Origin of the sequence: Nocardioides sp. Root240, from assembly GCF_001428825.1 — a bacterium.
In the GTDB taxonomy this organism is placed as follows: Bacteria; Actinomycetota; Actinomycetes; order Propionibacteriales; family Nocardioidaceae; genus Nocardioides.
On sequence record NZ_LMIT01000002.1, the window covers coordinates 178473 to 195504 of the forward strand.

Genomic DNA, 17032 nt, shown 5'->3' on the forward strand with positions numbered 1-17032 from the left:
TAGTGGCACCACGAACCGTGCGTAGTGGCACCACGAACCGTGGGAGATGGCTCCGCGAGCAGCCCTCCGTGGTTCACAGCGGTCGCTCGGACGGCCGTGGCGCGCGCCGGCGGTTGTGGAGGGCGGGTGTCGTCCACAGGACGGCTCGACGTCGCTGGCGGGGTGGACGTCGTTCTTGGACGGTCGGGCGCATGGATTTCCTGGAGTGGGCCGCAGGCCGGCCCTTCACGACGGCGACCGCGCGCGAGCACGGTGTCACTCGTGGTCAGCTCCGCACCTGGCTGGCGGACGGCGTGGTGCGGCGCATGCTGATCGGCGTGTACGTCGATGCGACCGCGCCCGACACGATCGAGCTGCGCGTGGCCGCGGTGTCGTGCGTGATGGCTCCGCACGCGGTCCTGTGCGACCGGACCGCCGCGTGGCTGCACGGCGTCGATGTCTTCGAATTGGCCGAGCACGACGTACTGCCGGCGATCGACGTCGTCTCGGAAGCCGGTGGGAACGCGTCGACCCGATCGCACGTGTTCGGAGGGGAGCGCGATCTCCTGCCGTCCGAGATCATGACCGTGCGCGGGGTCCGTGTCACGACGCCGATCAGGACCGCGTGTGACCTCGCGTGCCTCAAGGGACGTTGGCGGGCGATCGCGGTCCTGGATGCCTTTCGTCGCGCGCACGGCATCACGATGTTGGACCTCACCCTGATGTTGCCGCGCTACAGGAGAAGGCGCGGATGTCGGCAGCTGCGCGAGCTGATCCCGTTGTCGACTGACGAGGCAGATTCGCCGCCCGAGTCGTGGATCCGTCTCATCATCCACGACGCGGGGCTGCCTGTGCCGGCGGCGCAGGTGTGGGTGCGGCTGCCCGACGGGCGACGGTTCAAGATCGAGAACGCGTATGCCGCTCTTCGCATCGGGGTCGAGTACGACGGCGAGGAGAACCACACCTCGGACGACGACGTGGAGCACGACGACGACCGGCGTGGGCACCTGGTGGATGTCGAGGACTGGATCATCCTGGTGATCACCAAGCGCGACCTCGGGCCCCGCGAGCGTGAGGCCTGGCTGGCCGAGCTCGAGGAGGCCATCGCCCGGCGTTGTCCGGAACGACCCGCGAAGCGGGTCTACGCCCGGGGGCCGGACGATCCGTCGTACCGATGGCGGCGTCGTCGGCGGCGATAGGCAGGTCGCCGTACGTCACCCACGGTTCGTGGTGCCATGAGGCACGGTTCGTGGTGCCATGAGGCACGGTTCGTGGTGCCATGNAGGCACGGTTCGTGGNGTCAGCCGCCGTAGGTGAGGTAGCTGCGCTGGGTGGCGATGTGGCCGGCGATGTGCTTCGCGTCGTGCCACACGCCCCAGATGAAGCTGGAACCACGGCGGGAGAGCCAGGGCAGGCCGAGGAAGTAGATGCCGGGCTCGGCGGAGACGCCGCGGCGGTGGGCGGGCCGGCCGGCCTCGTCGAAGGCGTCGACCTGCAGCCATCCGTAGTCGAGCGCGAAGCCGGTGGCCCACACGATCGAGGTGATGCCGGCCTCGACGAGGTCGACGGAGAGCAACGGGTCGGTCGCGGCGACCGGGTCGGGGCCGAGGATGTGGGCCTGCGGCTCCTCGGGGAGGTCGAGGCCGTTGCGCTCGACGTAGGCGTCGGCGGCCTGGAGCAGGGCGAGGTAGTTGGCGTCGCCGGCGGTGATGTTGGTGGCGAGGTCCTCGCGGAAGCTCAGCACGCCGTCGTCGTAGGCGTCGGTCAGGCCGACGAGCTGGATGCCGATGGCGGCGAGCGCGCGGAAGTCGACGGTGTGGCCGCCGCGGGCGCCGCTGACGGCGATCGTGACGTGCTCGGCGCCGGCTGGAGGGGTCTCGAGGTCCCAGAGGTTGAGGACGCCGAGCCACCAGCAGAAGTCGCGGCCGCGGTAGCTGCGCGGGGGACGGTCGTGCGGGCCGACGGAGAGGTGGACCTGGCGGCCGGAGCGCTGCAGCTCGTCCGCGATCTGTACGCCGGAGGAGCCCGCGCCCACGACGAGGACATTGCCCTCGGGGAGCTGCGCGGGATTGCGGTAGTCGCTGGAGTGGATCTGCACCGGGACGGCGCCGTCGGGGACGATCGGTGGGACGACCGGGCGCTGGAACGGGCCGGTCGCGGCGACGACGTACCGCGCGTCGATGGTGCCCGCGGAGGTCTCGACCAGGAAGCCGGGACGACCCTCGTGGCGGGTCACCGAGGTGACCTCGACGCCGGTGCGGATCGGGGCGTTGATCTTCTCGGCGTAGGCCTCGAAGTAGGCCGCGACCTGCTCCTTGGTGGCGAACTCGTCGGCACCCACGTCCTGGAACTCCAGGCCGGGGAAGCGGTCGTGCCAGGCCGGGCCGTTGGCGACCAGCGAGTCCCAGCGCATGGTGCGCCAGCGCTCGGCGATCCGGTCGCGCTCGAGCACGAGGTGGGGGACGCCGTTGTCGCTCAGGTGCTCGCTCATCGCCACACCGGCCTGGCCGGCGCCGACGACGAGGACCTCGATCTGTTCGGTGGTCATGCCTCGATCCTGCGGCCCCGGAAGCCACCTGTCCAACAGATGTTGGCGGCCTTCTGCATCGGTTCAACCGATGCAATCGACGCGGGTCGAGTTGCATCGATCCAGTCAATGCAGGTCCTCGGAAACATCTGTTGGACACATGGCTGCCCGTTCGGGTCCACTGGGACGCATGAGCATCGTCGTCGGCGGCCACACCCGCATCCGTCCGTTCAACACCAGCGTCACGTACCCGGAGCAGAACCTCGACAACGACCTGTGCCAGGCCGTCGTGGCGGGCAACACCGTCTACGTGCGCGGCCAGATCGGCCAGGACCTCGACACCAGCGAGTCCGTCGGCATCGGCGACGTCGAGGCCCAGACCGAGCAGGCGATGGGCAACATCAAGATGCTTCTCGAGGAGGCCGGCGCCCGCATGGAGCACCTGGTCAAGCTCACCATCTACATCGTCGACCCGCGCTACCGGGAGGCCGTCTACCGCACCATCGGTCGCTGGACGAAGGGCGTGCACCCGATCTCCACCGGCATCGTCGTCTCCGCCCTGGCCCGCCCCGAGTGGCTGGTCGAGGTCGACGCGATCGCCGTCATCCCCGACGACGACGCCGCAGAGGACACGAAGTGACCTTCTCCGTCCTCGGCACCGACGGCCGCGGCGCCGTCGGCATCGCGGTCACCTCCTCGAGCCCGGCGGTGGCGGCGCGCTGCATCCACCTGCGGCCCGGCGTCGGCGGGGCGTCCTCGCAGAACATCACCGACCCGCGCCTGGGCACCGCGCTGCTCGACGCCCTCGAGAGCGGGCTCGACCCGCGTGCCGCGCTCGCCGCGGTGACCGAGGGACGCGAGCACGTCGAGCACCGGCAGCTCACCGTGCTCTCCCCGGACGGCACCGGCGCCGCGTTCAGTGGCACCGGCTCGCTCGGGGTCCACCACCACGTCGTTGCGCCCGACGTGGTGGCGGCCGGCAACCTGCTGGCCGGTACCGCGGTCGTGGACGCCGTCGCCGCGGCGTTCACGACCGCCACCGGCGAGCTCGAGGAGCGGCTGCTCGCCGCGCTCGAGGCCGGCCTGGCCGCCGGCGGCGAAGCCGGACCGGTCCGCTCGGCCGGCCTGTCCGTCGTCCGCGACGTCGCCTGGCGGGTCACCGACCTGCGCGTCGACTGGAGCGACCGGCCGATCGAGGACCTCCGCGACCTGGTCGAGGTCTGGCTCCCGCAGCGCGACGACTACGTGACTCGCGGTCTCGACCCGACCACCGCGCCGTCGTACGGCGTGCCGGGGGACGAGTGACCGTGAAGGAACACGCCGCCGCGACCGTCCGCAGCGACGCCGAGCGCCTCATCCGGCTCTCCGAGCAGCTGCACGCCCACCCCGAGACCGGCTGGCAGGAGCACAACTCCTCGCGCTGGGTCGCGGAGTCGCTCGAGGAGGCCGGGTTCACCGTGACCCCGGGCCACCTCGGGCTGGAGACCGCCTTCCTCGCGACCTTCGGCAGCGGCCCGTTCCGCCTCGGCCTCTGCGCCGAGTACGACGCCCTGCCGGGTCTGGGCCATGCCTGCGGCCACAACCTGATCTCCGCGATCACGGTCGGCGCCGCGCGCGCCCTGGCGCCGCTGGCCGACGACGCGGGCCTGACCATCGAGGTCTACGGCACGCCCGCCGAGGAGGGCGGCGGCGGCAAGATCGAGCTGCTCGAGCGCGGCGCCTTCGCCGGCCTGGACCTCGCGATGATGGCCCACCCCGCGCCGGTCGACGTCGCAGAGGCCGAGCCGTTCGCCGTGTCGCACTCGCACGTGGAGTACCGCGGCAAGGCGGCCCACGCGGCGGCGTACCCCGAGCAGGGGGTCAACGCTGCCGACGCCTTCACCATCGCGCAGGTCGCGATCGGGCTGCTGCGCCAGCAGCTCCCGCCGACCGTCCGCGTCCACGGCGTGATGACCAACGGGGGAGAGGCGCCCAACGCGATCCCCGCGCTGACCGAGGGCCGCTGGTACGTCCGCGCCGAGAGCCTCGCCCAGCTCGCCGAGACCGAGGAGAAGGTCTGGCGCTGCTTCGAGGCCGGCGCGCTCGCGACCGGCGCCACGCTCACGGTCGAGCCGGAGAGCAAGCCGTACGCCGAGTTCCGCACCTTCGCGCCCGCGCTGGCGTCGTACCGGCGCAACGCCGAGGAGCTGGGTCGCGTCTTCGACCCGGGCACCCCCGCGCGCCGGATGAACCGCGCCTCGACCGACATGGGCAACGTGTCGCAGGTCGTGCCGGCCATCCACCCCTACATCGGCATCAACTCCGGGTCCGCCCTCAACCACCAGCCCGAGTTCGCCGCGCACTGCGTGGGCGGGGACGCCGAGAAGGCGATCCTCGACGCCGCCACCGCACTGGCGTGGACCGCGCTCGACGTCGCCGGGGAGGCGACCGCACGATGACCACCACCGACGCTCCGACCACCCGCACCGAGCACGACTCGCTCGGCCCGCACGAGGTGCCGGCCACGGCGTACTGGGGCGTCCACACGGCCCGGGCCGTGCAGAACTTCCCGATCAGCGGCACCCCGGTCGGCGCCCACCGCGAGCTGGTCGCCGCGCTCGGCGCGGTCAAGCTCGCCGCCGCACGCGCCAACCACGACCTCGGCCTGCTCGACGACCGCCGCCACGACGCGATCGCCGCGGCGGCGCAGGAGGTCCGCGACGGCCGCCTCGACGGCGAGTTCGTCGTCGACGTGATCCAGGGCGGTGCCGGTACGTCGACCAACATGAACGCCAACGAGGTCGTCGCCAACCGGGCGTTGGAGCTCCTCGGGCTGCCGTTCGGCAGCTACGACGAGATCCACCCGCTCGACCACGTGAACCGCTGCCAGTCGACGAACGACGTGTACCCGACCGCCGTACGGCTGGCGCTGGTGGCGGCGATCGACCGTCTCGCGGTGGCGACGGAGGAGCTGGCCGGCGCGTTCGCGCGCAAGGCGACCGAGTTCCGCGCGGTGCCGAAGATCGGCCGCACGCAGCTGCAGGACGCCGTACCGATGACGGTCGGCCAGGAGCTGGGCGCCTTCGCGACGACGCTGCGCGAGGAGCTGGCCCGGCTGGCCGACTCCCGCCGCCTGCTCTGCGAGATCAACCTCGGTGCCACCGCGATCGGCACCGGCATCACCGCGCACCCGGACTACCGCCGGCTCGCGGTCCAGCACCTCGCCGAGATCACCGGCCTGCCCGTCGTGGGCGCCGGCGACCTGGTCGAGGCGACCAGCGACACGGGCGCGTTCGTGCAGGTCTCCAGCGTGCTCAAGCGGATCGTCGTCAAGGCCTCGAAGATCTGCAACGACCTGCGGCTGTTGGGCTCCGGACCACAGGCCGGCCTGGCGGAGCTGCAGCTGCCCGCGCGCCAGGCGGGGTCGAGCATCATGCCCGGCAAGGTGAACCCGGTCATCCCCGAGATGGTCAACCAGGTCGCCTTCTGGGTGATCGGCAACGACGTCACCGTGACGATGGCCGCGGAGGCCGGACAGCTCCAGCTCAACGCCTTCGAGCCGGTGATGGGCCACGGCCTGCTCCAGGGCTTCACCTGGACCGCTGCCGCCTTCGACTCGCTGCGCACGCTGTGCGTCGACGGCATCACCGTCGACGCGCCCAAGCTCGCCGCCGCGGCGGCCGCGAATGCCGGCCTCGCCACCGCACTCACCCCGCTGCTCGGCTACGTACGGTCCGCGGAGATCGCCAAGGCCGCGCTCAGCGGCGCCGGTGCGGTCCGCGACCTCGCCCTCGCCACGGGTGGGCTCGACGCGGCCGTTCTCGACGCGCTGCTGCGGCCCGAGGTGCTGGCCAACCTGGACGCGCCGGGCCCCGCCGGAGCGTGACATCCGGCAGGATGGCCGCCATGGCGGACCCGTCCTTCACCCTGACCCAGCTGCGGTACTTCGCCGCGGCCGCGGAGCTGGGGTCCATGACCGCCGCCTCGAAGCAGCTCATGGTCTCCCAGTCCGCGGTCTCGACGGCGGTCGCGCAGCTGGAGAAGGAGCTCGGCGTCCAGCTGCTGCTGCGCCACCACGCGCGCGGGCTGACGCTGACGTCCGCGGGCGAGGAGTTCTACCGCGAGCTGCGCAGCTACCTCGTCCACACGACCGAGCTGGTCGAGGTCGCCCGCTCGGCAGGCCAGGCGCTCGTCGGGGACCTCGCCGTCGGCTGCTTCACGACCCTCGGCCCGTTCGAGCTGCCGCGCCTGCTCGCGGCCTGCGAGGCCGACCACCCGGGCATCCACGTCTCCGTCGTCGAGGACGAGCACGCCGCGCTCAAGCACGCGCTGCGCTCGGGCCGGATCGAGCTCGCGCTGCTCTACGGCTACGACCTCGACGACGACATCGACCACGTGCGGATCGGCGTCGCGGCGCCGTACGTCCTCGTCGGCAGGGGGCACCGCCTCGCCCGCCGCAAGAAGGTCGCGCTCGCCGACCTCGCGGGGGAGCCGATGGTGCTGCTCGACCTCCCGCACAGCGGGCAGTACCTCGAGCGCATCGTCGAGTCCGCCGGCGTACGACCGGAGATCCGGCACCGCACCGCCGGGTTCGAGACGGTCCGGGCGATGGTCGCCAACGGTCAGGGCTGGTCCGTCCTCAACCAGCGGCCCGCCAGCCCCACGACGTACGACGGCGCGGAGGTCGTCACGCTCGAGATCACCGACCCGGTCGAGCCGCTCGAGATCGTGCTGGCGTCGATGAAGGGCGTCCGGCTGACCGCGCGGGCGCAGGCGTTCGTGCGCTCCTCGACCCGGGAGGCGCGACGAAGGGCAGGCCGCTGACGCGACCTGCCCTCCGGGCTGTTGCTGGTGATCAGGCGGGTGCGGCGACCGGGTGCAGCTCGCTCGGGGCCAGCTTCCGGCCGCGGGCCAGGAACCAGTAGACCGGAGCAGTCGCGACCAGGCCGATGATCCAGCTCAGGTCGGCGCCGTCGAGCCTGTCGGCGATCGGGCCGGTGTAGAGCGGCGTGGCCATGAACGGGATCTGGACCAGGATGCCGATGACGTAGGCGAGGATCGCCTGGCCGTTGAACCGGCCGTAGATGCCGCCGTCGGCTGCGAAGATCGAGTCGAGGTCGTAGTTGCCGCGGTGGATCAGGTAGAAGTCGATCAGGTTGATCGCGGTCCACGGCACCAGCACGACGAGCAGCGCGAGCACGATGTCGACGAAGTGCCCGATGAAGTCACCGGAGACGCCGATCGCGAAGTACGTCGACGCGGCCATCACGACGACCGACAGGACCGCGCGGCTGCGCGCCGTCGGGATCCAGCGGGCGACGAAGGTCTGCACGCAGGTGATGATCGAGAGCACCGTGCCGTACAGGTTCAGCGCGTTGTGGCTGATGACCGAGAGCAGGAACAGGACCAGCAGCGGGGTGCCGAAGGCGCCGGTGGTGTCGCGGACGCCGGTCATCACCTCGACGCCGGGCTTCATGGCCAGGGCGACGATCGCGCCGAAGGCGAAGGGCAGGATCGAGCCGAGCGTGCAGCCCAGGTAGGTCGCGTTGAAGGTCGCGCGGACGCCCACGTCGGCGGGCAGGTAGCGCGAGTAGTCGGAGACGTACGGTGCGAAGGCGATCTGCCACAGGGCGCCGAGCGAGACGGTCGCGAGGAAGCCGGCGGTGCTGTAGCCGCCCTGCGTCCAGAAGCCCGCCGGGACGCCGGCGACGAAGATCGCGGCGGTGCCGAGCACGATGCCGACGCCGAGCACCCAGGTGGCGACCTTGTTGAGCGAGTGGATCACCTTGTAGCCGATGACGGCGATCAGGCCGGAGCCCAGCGCGCCGAGCACGATGCCCGCCTCCACGGGGACCGGGTCGGTGATGCCGTGCAGGGACTGGCCCGCCAGCACGATGTTCGAGGCGAAGAACGCGAGGTACATGACCGCGGCGATCACCACGACGATCAGGGCGCCGAACGAGCCGAACTGGCCGCGGCTCTGGATCATCTGAGGGATGCCCATCTGCGGGCCCTGGGCCGAGTGCAGCGCCATGAAGACGCCGCCGACGAGGTGGCCGACGACGATGGCGACGAGGCACCAGAACAGGTCGAGGCCGAAGACGGTGACACCGGCGGCGCCGGTGACGACGGGCAGGGGAGCGATGTTCGTCCCGAACCACAGGGTGAAGAGGTCGCGCACCTTGCCGTGGCGGTCCTCCGGTGGGACGTAGCCGATGGTGTGCTTCTCGACGACGGACTGGTCGGTCATGGTTGTTCTCCAAGGGGTGTGAGGCGCACCACCCATGGTCGTGACGGTCCCGGTCCTCTGGCAAACGAATCCTTTTGGCGCAAGTCATCGGTTCTGGTGATGCCTACTAGGGTTCAGGGCATGAGCAACGACTGGCGCAGCGACCTGGTCGACCGGGTGCGGTCCCTCATCGTCGAGGCGGAGCCCGCCGTCGTCGAGGAGGCCAAGTGGAAGAAGGCCTCCAATCCCGACGGCGTCCCGACCTTCAGCGCGGACGGCCTGATCTGCACCGTGGAGACCTACAAGGACAAGGTCAAGCTGACCTTCGCCAAGGGCGCCTCGCTCGCCGATCCGACCGGGCTGTTCAACGCCAGCCTCGACGCCGGCACCCGCCGCGCGATCGACGTCTTCGAGGGCGAGGAGCTCGACGGCGACGCGCTGGTCGCGCTGGTGCGCGAGGCCGTCGCGCTCAACCGCGGGTGACCCGTGCACTACGTCGGGGTCGACCTCGCCTGGGGTGAGCGCAAGCCCACCGGACTCGCGGTGCTGGACGCCACCGGGCACCTGCTGGCGGTGAGCGCGGTGCGGACCGACGAGGAGATCGTGGCCGCGCTGGCGCCGTACGTCGCCGAGGAGTGCCTGGTCGCGATCGACGCCCCGCTGATCGTCCGCAACCCCACGGGCAACCGGCCCGCGGAGAAGCAGCTCAACAAGGACTTCGCGCGCTTCGACGCCGGCGCGCACCCGTCCAACACGGGCAAGCCGGAGTTCGCCGAGCAGCCGCGCGCGGCGCGGGTCGCGGCGCTGCTCGGGCTCGACATCAACCCGTGGTCGGGCCGGCAGCGACGGGGGATCGAGGTCTACCCGCACCCCGCCACCGTCGCGCTGTTCCGGCTCGGCCGGACGCTGAAGTACAAGGACAAGCCCGGCCGCGACCTCGAGCAGCTGCGCGCCGAGCTGTTCGTGCTGATGCGGCTGGTCGAGGGGCTCGCCAGCGCCGAGCCGGCCCTGCACGTCGACGTCCCCGCGTGGCGCGCGCTGCGCCAGGGCGTCGCAGACGCCGCCCGCAAGAGCGAGCTGCGCGTGGTCGAGGACCAGGTCGATGCCGTCGTGTGCGCCTATGTCGCGATGTTCGCCGACCTGCGGCGCAACGACACGGTCGTGTACGGCGACCTCGAGTCCGGCTACATCGTCACCCCCGCGCTGCCCGACGACCTGGCGCCGACGCCGCGCCGCAAGCGGACCGCCACCACGCCGGCCGGCCCCGACATCGGCGCCGCCGTCCGCGCGTACGCCGACGGCTGGGCCGAGGTGCGGGCAGCGACCGACGACTACGTCCGCCTCGTGACGAGCATCCTCGACGAGGCCGGCATCAACTACCTGACCGTCACCGGGCGCGCGAAGTCGATCACCTCCTTCGCCGCGAAGGCCGCCCGCACCAGCGGCGGCCACCCGGTGTTCTCCGACCCGCTGGCCGAGATCACCGACCAGATCGGCATCCGCGTCATCACCTACGTGCACAGCGACGTCCAGGCGGTCGCCGAGCTGTTGGCCGACCAGGTCGTGGTGCTCGACGACCGCGACATGGGGCGCGAGACCGCGAGCGAGGGACGCTTCGGCTACGCCAGCCGGCACCTGCTGATCGGCGTCGAGGGCGGGGCACGGCGCGCGCAGGTGCAGATCCGGACCGTCCTGCAGCACGCATGGGCCGAGTTCGAGCACGACATCCGCTACAAGGGCACCATCCCCGACGAGCACGCGTCGGAGTTCGACCGCCGGTTCACGCTCGCCGCCGGCCTGCTCGAGCTCGCCGACCGCGAGTTCTCGATCATCCGCGAGCGCCTCCAGCCGTCCTTCGAGGGCGCCGCCCTCGACGCCGACGACGGCGACCCGCGGATCCCGCCGCGCGAGCTGGCCGCCTTCCTCGCCGGCCAGTACGCCGACGCCGGCTGGTCGCGCACCGACCACTATGTCTGGATCGCCGCCATCGTCCTCGAGCTCGGCATCACCTCGCTCGCGGCGCTCGGCGACGTGCTGCGGTCGGTCGACGCCGACCTGCTGCAGGAGCGGATGGGCTACCGCTACCCGCCCGGCGCCGTACGACGGCTCGACGACGCGCTGCTCTGGGTCTACGGCGACACCTACGTCGAGCTGCGTGCGAACTCCGACCGGGTCCCCGCGCTGCGGTCCCGGCTGGCGAGGATGCGCGCCGCCTGAGCCTCAGGCTGAGCCGCGGCCCTCAGACGGGCAGGCTGACGGCCTCGCCGGGGTCGAGCCACGTGATCCGATCGGCGAGCGGGCTCCGCGCGAGCACGGCCTCGGCAGGGCCGCGGTCCTGCTGGAAGTGCGACCACCCCTCGTAGTGCACGGGGACGACGTGGGCCGGCTGCACCAGCTCGACCAGCTCGGCGCCCTCGCGGGCGTCCATCGTGTAGCGGAGCCAGCCGGACAGGTACCGGAAGCGGACCGACCCGAGGTGCAGCAGGACCGTGCCGATCCGCAGGCGCGAGGGCACCTCCCGCAGGGCCGGGTACAGCACCGTGTCGCCGGTGACCCACAGCTCGCCGTGCTCCTGGCCGGCCCACGCGAGCGAGAACCCGATGACCGGACCGGTGATCGGGTCGCTGCCGACCGGCCCGTGCCGGCACGGCGTCGCGGTGATCGTGATCGTCTCCTTGCCCGGCGCCTCGAGCGTCGTGGTCTCCCACGGCGCCAGCCCCACCGCGCCGCCACCCAGCTTCGCGGCGCCCTTCCGCGTGGTGACCGTCGTGCCCCAGGTGGGCAGCAGGTCACGGGCCGACGGGTCGAGGTTGTCGCCGTGGTGGTGGTGACTGACCAGGACGGCGTCGACGGGGCCGAGCTGGTCGGCGGGGATCGACGGGCCCACGAGCTTGCGCGACGTCGTACCCCAGCCGAAGAAGTAGCGCCGGCCGGGCGGGTCGAAGGTCGGGTCGGTCAGGATCCGCCAGCCGCCGACCTCGATCAGGGCCGTCGGTCCGCCGATGTGGGTGATCCTCGTGTCGGACATGGACCGACTCTAGGGAATCGGCGCCGTAGCATCACCTCTCGTGTCGATCGATCAGTCCCTCTTCGGTGACGACCCGGAGCCGGAGCCCGCTGCGGCACCCGCGCCGGCGGTCGCGGCGATCACCGACTGGCAGGTCGACCTCCTCCGCAAGGCACTCGATGCCCGCGCCCTGCCCGACATGGCGGCGCGTCAGGCGGCGATCGAGCAGGCGGCCGGGCGATCCCTGGCCTCGCTGCGCGAGCTGACCTTCGACGAGGCCAACGCCGTCCTCGTCCGGCTCGCCGAGGACGCACCCCGCCGCGACGGTACGTCGCTGTGGGACCAGCGCGAGGACGACACCTGGATCGACCGGCTCTGACCCAGCCGCCCACCCCGACGCCCTGCCCGGCGTACGACGAAAGGCTCCACCATGCGCGCCACCTCCTCCACCACCGTCGCTGCTCCCGTCAGCACCGTCTGGGCCGTCCTGGCCGAGCACGAGGGAATGGCCTCGTGGGGCCCCGGCATGAAGGTCGTGATGACCGCCGAGGGCAGCCCCGACCGCAACGGCGTCGGCGCGGTCCGCTCGATCAGCGCGCCCGGTCCGGCGCCCGCGATCGTCGAGGAGATCACCCGCTTCGACGTCGACCACGCCCTGGGCTACAAGGCGCTGAGCGGCGTGCCGTTCAAGAACTACCGCGGCGAGGTCGTGCTGACCGCTGAGGGCGCCGGCACCCGCATCACCTGGACTCTCGAGGCCGACTCGCGGGTTCCCGTGGCGGAGGCGGTCGCGCTCAAGGGCGTGGTGACCACGCTGCTGACGCTGCTGGTGCGCGCGGTCAAGAAGGCCTGACCCGCGGCAGCTCCTAGGCTGGCCGCATGTTCTTCGAGAACGTCGTCTTCGACGCCGCTGACCCGCACGCCCTCGGCCGCGCGTGGGAGGCGCGGCTCGGCACCGAGACGCTGACCGACGACGCCGGCGGCTACGAGACCCGGCTCGAGGTGCCCGGCGGGCCGGTGCTCGACCTGTGCTTCCAGCCGGTGGCGGGGGCGACGGGGGAGCCGGGCCGGCTGCGCCTGGTCGTCGACGAGACGGGGGAGCGTCCCGTGCTCGCGGCCATCACCCTCGACGTCGCCGACCCGGCCGCGGAGCGCGACTTCTGGGCGTGGTTGACCGGCTGGGTGCCGGTCGGTGCGCACGGCCTGCAGCACCCGTCGTCCGTCGGTCCGGTGCTGGAGCTGCGGGCCGAGTCCGCTCCCAAGGGCGCCAGGAAGAACGAGATCCACCTCGACGTCCGGCTCGAGGCCGGCGACGACGCCGACGCGGTGGCGCGGGAGATCGCCGGCCGAGGCGGAGCGGAGCTCCACCTCGGCTTCGGCGACCTGCCCTGGCGCCACTTCGCCGACCCCTCCGGCAACGAGTTCTGCGTGCTGCCGTACCGGGGCTGAGACCGGCTCTGGGTTCGAACGCCCAGACCTCCCTGTTCCTCACGCCACGGACCGGCCTCGGCCGCGCCCGGTTCGCGATGAAGCTCGGGGGGATGGAGGGCGAGGACGTGATCGACGCGGATCGCGCGCTGCCCACGGGGGAGTGGACGCACGTCGCCGTCGCGCTCGGCGGTGGTGTCGGCCGGCTGTACCTCGACGGCGTCGAGGCCGGGCGCAACGACGCGCTGATGATGACACCCCTCCTGCTGGGCCGGACCCAACGCAACTACCTGGGCCGCTCACAGAACGTGAAGCACCCCTGGCTCGCGGGCGCGCTCGACGACTTCCGCCTGTACGGCGTCGCGCTCACCGCCGAGGAGGTCGCGTCCCTGCGAGCGGGCACCTTCGACCGCTGGGAATGACGTCGAGCCGACACGAGAGCGGCCCGCAACCCCCACAGGGTGCGGGCCGCCCGTGTGTCGACGTGCGACGGGGGACCGTCGGAAGGCCTGGGTTCAGCTCCCGGCGTCGATGTCGCCCCGCCACGCGCCCGTCTCGTGACCGCGCTCCTCGATGAACTCCTTGAACTTCTCGAGGTCGCCCTTGACGCGGTGCTGGTCGATGTTGACCGCCGAGCCGACCTTCTCGACCAGGCCGGAGGGCTGCCAGTCGATCTGCGCCATCACGCGGGTCCTGCCCTCGTCGAGCCGGTGGAAGGTCACCACGCCGGCCTGCTTCGTGTCGCCGCCGGTGCTCGTCCACGCCACCCGCTCGTCGGGGTGCTGCTCGGTGATCTCCGCGTCGAACTCCCGCTCGACGCCGGCGATATTGGTCACCCAGTGCAGCCGCTTGTCGTCGAGCTGGGTGATCGACTCGACGCCGGACATGAACTGGGGGAAGGACTCGAACTGCGTCCACTGGTCGTACGCCGTGCGCACCGGCACGTCGACGTCGATGGACTCCTGGATCTGTGTCATCTCGCCACCTCTGGGTCGGTTCCGGCCGGCCCTCGGTCTCGGGCGGCGGCCGGGCGTCAGTCCCGAGCGGTACCCCTGTTGTCGATGAAGAACCCCCCTTGAGATTTTGAGTGTTCATCTGTTCACTGAGTGCCATGACGGACACGGCACCCGCGCGACCGAGGCTGTCCTGGGAGCGCGTGCGCAGGGCGGCCGACCAGCTCACCACACCGCTGCTGCCTGACGACTACCTCACGCTGCTCAACCCGCTGTGGAGCTCGCGCGAGCTCCGGGGCCGGGTCGAGCGGGTCATCCGCGAGACCGACGACGCCGCCACGCTGGTGATCCGTCCCGGCTGGGGCTGGCGCTACCTCCACCGGCCCGGCCAGTTCGTCGGCATCGGCGTCCAGGTGCACGGCAAGTACCACTGGCGCTCGTACTCCGTCAGCTCTCCACCGGTGCGTTCCGGCCGCAGCCTCGCCATCACGGTCCGCGCGATGCCGGAGGGCTTCTTGTCGGAGCACCTCGTCAACGGCCTCGAGCCCGGCACCATCGTCCGGCTGGCCACGCCCAGCGGGGACTTCGTGCTCCCCGACCCGCCGCCGGCCCGCTCGCTGTTCCTCGTCGGCGGCAGCGGGATCACGCCGGTCATGTCGATGCTGCGCACGCTCGACCGCCGCGGCTCGATGGCCGACGTCGTCCTGCACTACTCCTCGACGACCCCCGAGAGGATGATCTTCCGCGACGAGCTGCGCGCGCTGCACGACAAGCATCCCCGCCTCACGCTGGTCGAGCGGCACACCGACACCGAGGGCATCCTCGACCTCGCCGACCTGGACGCGGTCGTGCCGGACTGGCGCGAGCGGGAGACGTGGGCGTGCGGCCCGGCGCCGATGCTCGACGCGGTGGAGGACTGCTGGCGGCGGGCCGGCCTGGAGGAGCAGCTGCACCTCGAGCGCTTCTCGCTCGCAGTGACCGGCGACGGCGGGGAGGGCGGGGAGATCGTCTTCCAGAACTCGGGCAAGCGCGCCGAGGTCGACGGCGCGACCACCGTACTCGACGCCGGTGAACGAGCCGGCGTCGGCATGCCCTACGGGTGCCGGGTCGGGATCTGCCACACCTGCACCGTCACCAAGATCTCCGGCACGGTGCGCGACCTGCGCAACGGCAACGACTTCGACCAGCCCAACGAGCAGGTGCAGACCTGTGTGACCGTCCCGGTCGGCAGCTGCGTGCTCGACATCTGACCCACGAAGGAGACGCGCCATGGCCATCGCCGATGTCGCCCAGTACGCCCACCTCACCGAGGACGAGGTCGAACAGATCGGCCGCGAGCTCGACGCGATCCGGGCCGAGATCGAGGAGTCGCGCGGGGCCTCCGACGCGGCGTACATCAACCGCGTCATCACGACCCAGCGTTGGATGGCGGCCCTGGCGCGGATCGGGATGATCGTCGCCTCACCCCTCGACGCCAAGGTACGACGGCCGGTCCTCGCCGCCAGCGCGGTCAGCCTCGGGCTGGCCAAGATCCTGGAGAACATGGAGATCGGCCACAACGTCATGCACGGCCAGTGGGACTGGATGAACGATCCCGAGATCCACTCCTCGACGTGGGAGTGGGACACCGGCCAGCCGGCCGAGCAGTGGAAGCACAGCCACAACTACATCCACCACCAGTTCACCAACGTCCTCGGCTACGACAACGACATCGGGTACGGCGTGCTGCGGATGGCCCGGGAGCAGAAGTGGCACCCGGTCAACCTCGGTCAGCCGGTCTACAACGCCCTGCTCGCCGGCCTCTTCCAGTGGGGCGTCGCCCTCCACGACCTGGACCTGGAGGCGATCCGGAAGGGCCAGAAGGATCCGAAGGAGATGAAGCGCCAGTTGCGCCAGATCCTCAGGAAGGGCCGCCACCAGATCGTCAAGGACTACGTGCTGTACCCCGCACTGAGCGGGCGGCAGTGGCGGTCGACGATGAAGGCCAATGCGAGCGCGAACCTGATGCGCAACCTGTGGGCGTACCTGATCATCTTCTGCGGGCACTTCCCCGACGGTGCGCTGCACTTCACCGAGGACGAGCTCGACGACGAGTCGCGCGCCGAGTGGTACCTGCGCCAGGTCCTCGGCACCGCCAACTTCGAGGGCGGCCGCCTGCTGCACGTCATGAGCGGCAACCTCGGCTACCAGATCGAGCACCACCTGTTCCCGGACCTCCCGAGCAACCGGTACGCCGAGATCGCGCCGCGGGTACGGGCGCTGTGCGAGAAGTACGGCATCCCCTACACGACCGGTCCGCTGCACCGGCAGTACGGCCAGGTGCTCCGCGTGGTGATGAAGCTGTCGCTGCCCAACCGGTTCACGAGGGACGACAAGCCTCCGACGGGCGTCGATGTCACCGTCGACCACGGCCGTCGCCAGCAGGAGCAGCGCCAGCAGCGGCGCCGCGAGCTCGGTGGCTGGTCGCGGTCCGACCAGGCCTCTGCCTGAGGGCGGCGTGGTGCTGACCGGCGTGACCGGCGTCGGCTGGCGCGACGGGGAGCTCGACCGGCGCGCCGTCACCCGCTGTGCCCTGGCCCGCGTGTGCGGAGTGTGCGGGACCCCGCTGGGCCGGCCGATCGCGTTCGTCGGGGACTTCGACGAGGACGCCCGCAACAGCTTCCACGCGCCGCCCCTGCACCTCGCCTGCGCCCGGGGCGTGATCGCGGAGGCCGGGCCGGGCCACGTCCTGGTGTGCACGGGCGGCTTCGAGTTCGTCCGCCCCGGGCGCGACGACGCCGATCCGCTGCCGCGCTTCGAGCCCAACTCGAGGCTGGGGGAGACGCCCTAGCGTGCCGCTCGACACTCGTTCGGTGGCTCCTGGGGCCGCCGCGCGGTAGCCGACCGACCCCCGGCGTCAAGGACGTCGCTGCGCTCCGCCGCTTCGCGGC

19 protein-coding genes are annotated in these 17032 nt (G+C 71.6%); 15 read left to right on the top strand and 4 right to left on the bottom strand.

The window, feature by feature from the left end; all coding sequences use genetic code 11:
* Nucleotides 1-191: 191 nt before the first annotated feature.
* The gene (locus tag ASE20_RS03880) at nt 192-1178 is read left to right on the top strand and encodes a hypothetical protein (RefSeq protein ID WP_056893226.1); all 987 of its coding nucleotides are present in this window, start codon (nt 192-194) and stop codon (nt 1176-1178) included.
* A gap of 101 nt (nt 1179-1279) precedes the next feature.
* On the opposite strand, the gene ASE20_RS03885 is transcribed toward ASE20_RS03880, so the two are convergent.
* The gene (locus ASE20_RS03885) at nt 1280-2527 is read right to left on the bottom strand and encodes a flavin-containing monooxygenase (RefSeq protein WP_056893227.1); all 1248 of its coding nucleotides are present in this window, start codon (nt 2525-2527) and stop codon (nt 1280-1282) included.
* Nucleotides 2528-2696: 169 nt separating this feature from the next.
* Here ASE20_RS03885 and ASE20_RS03890 point away from each other — a divergent pair, with 169 nt between their 5' ends.
* The 5 genes from ASE20_RS03890 to ASE20_RS03910 are packed head-to-tail and all read left to right on the top strand — an operon-like array spanning nt 2697 to nt 7309.
* Nucleotides 2697-3146, top strand: coding sequence for a RidA family protein (locus ASE20_RS03890; protein WP_056893228.1), 450 nt, complete (start codon nt 2697-2699; stop codon nt 3144-3146).
* Entirely contained in the window at nt 3143-3811 is a 669-nt protein-coding gene (locus tag ASE20_RS03895; protein WP_056893229.1) for a DUF1028 domain-containing protein, read from the top strand. The genes ASE20_RS03890 and ASE20_RS03895 overlap by 4 nt, the downstream gene beginning before the upstream one ends.
* Before the next feature lie 2 nt (nt 3812-3813).
* Nucleotides 3814-4944: a M20 family metallopeptidase gene (locus ASE20_RS03900; RefSeq protein WP_056893230.1), complete on the top strand. Its 1131-nt coding sequence runs from the start codon at nt 3814-3816 to the stop codon at nt 4942-4944.
* Nucleotides 4941-6371, top strand: a complete 1431-nt coding sequence (locus ASE20_RS03905; protein ID WP_056893231.1) for an aspartate ammonia-lyase — start codon at nt 4941-4943, stop codon at nt 6369-6371. The genes ASE20_RS03900 and ASE20_RS03905 overlap by 4 nt, the downstream gene beginning before the upstream one ends.
* A gap of 20 nt (nt 6372-6391) precedes the next feature.
* Nucleotides 6392-7309, top strand: coding sequence for a LysR family transcriptional regulator (locus ASE20_RS03910; RefSeq protein WP_056893232.1), 918 nt, complete (start codon nt 6392-6394; stop codon nt 7307-7309).
* Between the two features lie 31 nt (nt 7310-7340).
* Here the strand turns inward: ASE20_RS03910 and ASE20_RS03915 are convergent, their stop codons facing one another.
* Nucleotides 7341-8735, bottom strand: coding sequence for a purine-cytosine permease family protein (locus ASE20_RS03915; RefSeq protein WP_056893233.1), 1395 nt, complete (start codon nt 8733-8735; stop codon nt 7341-7343).
* Between the two features lie 120 nt (nt 8736-8855).
* On the opposite strand from ASE20_RS03915, the gene ASE20_RS03920 reads away from it, so the two are divergent.
* Nucleotides 8856-9197: a DUF1801 domain-containing protein gene (locus ASE20_RS03920; protein WP_056893234.1), complete on the top strand. Its 342-nt coding sequence runs from the start codon at nt 8856-8858 to the stop codon at nt 9195-9197.
* Nucleotides 9198-9200: 3 nt separating this feature from the next.
* Nucleotides 9201-10931 carry a DUF429 domain-containing protein gene (locus tag ASE20_RS03925; RefSeq protein WP_056893235.1) on the top strand — a complete coding sequence of 577 codons (1731 nt, stop codon included), beginning with the start codon at nt 9201-9203 and terminating at the stop codon, nt 10929-10931.
* Between the two features lie 22 nt (nt 10932-10953).
* On the opposite strand, the gene ASE20_RS03930 is transcribed toward ASE20_RS03925, so the two are convergent.
* A complete protein-coding gene (locus ASE20_RS03930; protein WP_056893236.1) occupies nt 10954-11742 on the bottom strand; it encodes an MBL fold metallo-hydrolase in 789 nt (262 codons plus the stop codon).
* A 40-nt stretch (nt 11743-11782) separates the two neighbouring features.
* On the opposite strand from ASE20_RS03930, the gene ASE20_RS03935 reads away from it, so the two are divergent.
* From ASE20_RS03935 to ASE20_RS03950, 4 genes are read left to right on the top strand one after another with little or no spacing between them, the layout of a single operon-like run.
* On the top strand, nt 11783-12100 hold the full coding sequence (locus ASE20_RS03935; RefSeq protein WP_056893237.1) for a hypothetical protein: 318 nt from the start codon (nt 11783-11785) through the stop codon (nt 12098-12100).
* A 51-nt stretch (nt 12101-12151) separates the two neighbouring features.
* Entirely contained in the window at nt 12152-12574 is a 423-nt protein-coding gene (locus ASE20_RS03940; RefSeq protein ID WP_056893238.1) for an SRPBCC family protein, read from the top strand.
* A 26-nt stretch (nt 12575-12600) separates the two neighbouring features.
* Nucleotides 12601-13170 (top strand): VOC family protein, encoded by a 570-nt coding sequence (locus tag ASE20_RS03945; protein ID WP_056893239.1) that lies wholly within the window; start codon nt 12601-12603, stop codon nt 13168-13170.
* Between the two features lie 32 nt (nt 13171-13202).
* Complete coding sequence (locus ASE20_RS03950) at nt 13203-13571, top strand: LamG domain-containing protein (RefSeq protein WP_225869224.1); 369 nt, start codon at nt 13203-13205, stop codon at nt 13569-13571.
* 93 nt (nt 13572-13664) lie between these two features.
* Here the strand turns inward: ASE20_RS03950 and ASE20_RS03955 are convergent, their stop codons facing one another.
* Nucleotides 13665-14126, bottom strand: coding sequence for an SRPBCC family protein (locus ASE20_RS03955; protein ID WP_056893241.1), 462 nt, complete (start codon nt 14124-14126; stop codon nt 13665-13667).
* Nucleotides 14127-14260: 134 nt separating this feature from the next.
* On the opposite strand from ASE20_RS03955, the gene ASE20_RS03960 reads away from it, so the two are divergent.
* Genes ASE20_RS03960 through ASE20_RS03970 form a run of 3 tightly spaced genes read left to right on the top strand, consistent with a single transcriptional unit; the run spans nt 14261 to nt 16932 of the window.
* Nucleotides 14261-15352, top strand: coding sequence for a ferredoxin reductase (locus tag ASE20_RS03960; RefSeq protein ID WP_056893242.1), 1092 nt, complete (start codon nt 14261-14263; stop codon nt 15350-15352).
* A 19-nt stretch (nt 15353-15371) separates the two neighbouring features.
* A complete protein-coding gene (locus ASE20_RS03965) occupies nt 15372-16592 on the top strand; it encodes a fatty acid desaturase family protein (RefSeq protein ID WP_056893243.1) in 1221 nt (406 codons plus the stop codon).
* Nucleotides 16593-16602: 10 nt separating this feature from the next.
* On the top strand, nt 16603-16932 hold the full coding sequence (locus ASE20_RS03970; RefSeq protein ID WP_157538642.1) for a hypothetical protein: 330 nt from the start codon (nt 16603-16605) through the stop codon (nt 16930-16932).
* The last annotated feature ends 100 nt before the right edge of the window (nt 16933-17032 follow it).

What these genes read in the sequence shown, in the direction of transcription:
- ASE20_RS03945 (WP_056893239.1), top strand. Translation starts at nt 12,601, where the DNA reads ATGTTCTTCGAGAACGTCGTCTTCGACGCCGCTGACCCGCACGCCCTC.
- ASE20_RS03940 (WP_056893238.1), top strand. Translation starts at nt 12,152, where the DNA reads ATGCGCGCCACCTCCTCCACCACCGTCGCTGCTCCCGTCAGCACCGTC.
- ASE20_RS03890 (WP_056893228.1), top strand. Translation starts at nt 2,697, where the DNA reads ATGAGCATCGTCGTCGGCGGCCACACCCGCATCCGTCCGTTCAACACC.
- ASE20_RS03920 (WP_056893234.1), top strand. Translation starts at nt 8,856, where the DNA reads ATGAGCAACGACTGGCGCAGCGACCTGGTCGACCGGGTGCGGTCCCTC.
- ASE20_RS03885 (WP_056893227.1), bottom strand. Translation starts at nt 2,527, where the DNA reads ATGACCACCGAACAGATCGAGGTCCTCGTCGTCGGCGCCGGCCAGGCC.
- ASE20_RS03915 (WP_056893233.1), bottom strand. Translation starts at nt 8,735, where the DNA reads ATGACCGACCAGTCCGTCGTCGAGAAGCACACCATCGGCTACGTCCCA.
- ASE20_RS03910 (WP_056893232.1), top strand. Translation starts at nt 6,392, where the DNA reads ATGGCGGACCCGTCCTTCACCCTGACCCAGCTGCGGTACTTCGCCGCG.
- ASE20_RS03965 (WP_056893243.1), top strand. Translation starts at nt 15,372, where the DNA reads ATGGCCATCGCCGATGTCGCCCAGTACGCCCACCTCACCGAGGACGAG.
- ASE20_RS03880 (WP_056893226.1), top strand. Translation starts at nt 192, where the DNA reads ATGGATTTCCTGGAGTGGGCCGCAGGCCGGCCCTTCACGACGGCGACC.
- ASE20_RS03955 (WP_056893241.1), bottom strand. Translation starts at nt 14,126, where the DNA reads ATGACACAGATCCAGGAGTCCATCGACGTCGACGTGCCGGTGCGCACG.
- ASE20_RS03930 (WP_056893236.1), bottom strand. Translation starts at nt 11,742, where the DNA reads ATGTCCGACACGAGGATCACCCACATCGGCGGACCGACGGCCCTGATC.
- ASE20_RS03905 (WP_056893231.1), top strand. Translation starts at nt 4,941, where the DNA reads ATGACCACCACCGACGCTCCGACCACCCGCACCGAGCACGACTCGCTC.
- ASE20_RS03960 (WP_056893242.1), top strand. Translation starts at nt 14,261, where the DNA reads ATGACGGACACGGCACCCGCGCGACCGAGGCTGTCCTGGGAGCGCGTG.